Annotated in this window: 3 protein-coding genes; all 3 read left to right on the top strand. The window is 69.4% G+C overall.

What is annotated here, in order from left to right; genetic code table 11:
- Window positions 1-466, top strand: a 466-nt coding sequence (locus CVM52_RS27280; protein ID WP_503128407.1) for an aspartate racemase/maleate isomerase family protein, incomplete at its 5' end; no start/stop codon positions are given.
- Between the two features lie 104 nt (window positions 467-570).
- A complete protein-coding gene (locus CVM52_RS25685; protein WP_100165055.1) occupies window positions 571-780 on the top strand; it encodes a hypothetical protein in 210 nt (69 codons plus the stop codon).
- Between the two features lie 97 nt (window positions 781-877).
- Window positions 878-1,502: amidase family protein (locus CVM52_RS25680; RefSeq protein ID WP_240621081.1), on the top strand; the 625-nt coding region annotated here is incomplete at its 3' end.

Genomic DNA, 1,502 nt, shown 5'->3' with positions numbered 1-1,502 from the left:
GGCGCAGCTGCGGCGAGGCGCAAAGACCCGCGCGGTGACCGAGCCGGTCAGCGCGCTGGTCGCGGCCTGTGCCACGCTGGGGCTGACACGGCTGGCAATCCTGTCGCCCTATGTCGCCGCGGTGTCCGAGCGGCTGCGCGCGGTGCTGGCCGGGCAGGGGATCGAGACCCCGGTCTTCGGCTCGTTCGAGGAATCGGAAGAGGCCCGCGTCGCCCGGTTTGCCCCCGAGTCGATCCACGCCGCCGCCGTGGATCTGGTGCGGACGGGTGGGGTGGACGGGCTGTTCCTGTCCTGCACCAATCTGGACACGCTGGACATCATCGCGCCGCTGGAGGCGGAAACCGGGCTGCCGGTGCTGTCCTCGAACCTGGTTCTGGCCTGGCACCTGGGCCGGCTTGCCGGGGTTGCCCTGCGCGATCTGCCGGCCGGGGCACGCCTGGCCAAAGCTTGCCGGATCCCGGCCTGAGCGGCTATGCTGGTCCTGCCTGCCGGCGCCGCGGGGCGCCGGTGGCAATATTTTCGTGAAGGACGCAGGCATTTTTCCTGCATTGGCAAAAAGGAAATTGGGAAATGAGTGACAAGGCAACCGAACTGGCCGAGATCATCAAGGAAATTGAAGAGGTCGACACCTGTATCGTCGACCTCGAGGCCGACGCCCGCCGCGATCCGAAAAGCAACGCCGCCCGGCATAACAAGTTTGCCTGCAAGGCGCTGCGCCGCTATCGGGTGCGGCTGGTCGACACGCGTGACGCGCTTCTGGGCGCTTTGGCCGAGGGCTGAGGGCAGACCGGCGGGTTTCGGCGGTTTTCCACCGTGACCCGTTGATTTTGCCCGGCTTTTGCGTTCCCTTGGCAGCATGGCGCCGCGGGGAGAGCACATGCAGAACATCTGGCGGCTCAGCGCAAGTGAGATCGCCGCGCAGGTGCGCGACGGTGCGGTGTCCGCCGTCGAGGTGACGCAGGCGCATCTGGACCGGCTGGCCGCCGTCAATCCGACCCTGAACGCGGTGGTGCAGGAATTTCCCGACGAGGCGCTGGCGGCGGCACGGGCGGTGGACGAGACGCGGTCGCGCGGCGACGATCCCGGCCCGCTGGCCGGGGTGCCGGTGACCATCAAGGTCAATGTCGACCAGGCCGGCCACGCCACCACCAACGGCCTGCGGATCCAGAAGGACCTGATCGCGCAGCAGGACAGCCCGGTTGTGGCGAATCTGCGCCGGGCCGGGGCGGTGGTTGTCGGGCGCACCAATACGCCGGCCTTCTCGCTGCGCTGGTTCACCCGCAACCAACTGCATGGGCAAACCCTGAACCCGCGCAACCCGGCGCTGACCCCCGGCGGATCCTCGGGCGGCGCCGGGGCGGCGGTGGCGGCGGGGATTTGCGCCATCGGCCATGGCACCGATATCGCCGGGTCGATCCGCTATCCGGCCTATGCCTGCGGCATTCACGGGCTGCGCCCGACGCTGGGGCGGGTGGCGGCGTGGAACGCCTCGGCGCCCGACC

The sequence above is a fragment of the Pseudooceanicola lipolyticus genome (assembly GCF_002786325.1).
GTDB classification, from domain to species: Bacteria; Pseudomonadota; Alphaproteobacteria; order Rhodobacterales; family Rhodobacteraceae; genus Pseudooceanicola_C; species Pseudooceanicola_C lipolyticus.
Note: the sequence above shows the minus strand (reverse complement) of the source record. Positions and strands in the feature narration are given on the sequence as shown.

Bases quoted from the DNA above. Each gene is read 5' to 3' on its own strand.
- CVM52_RS25685 (WP_100165055.1), top strand. From the start codon at position 571: ATGAGTGACAAGGCAACCGAACTGGCCGAGATCATCAAGGAAATTGAA.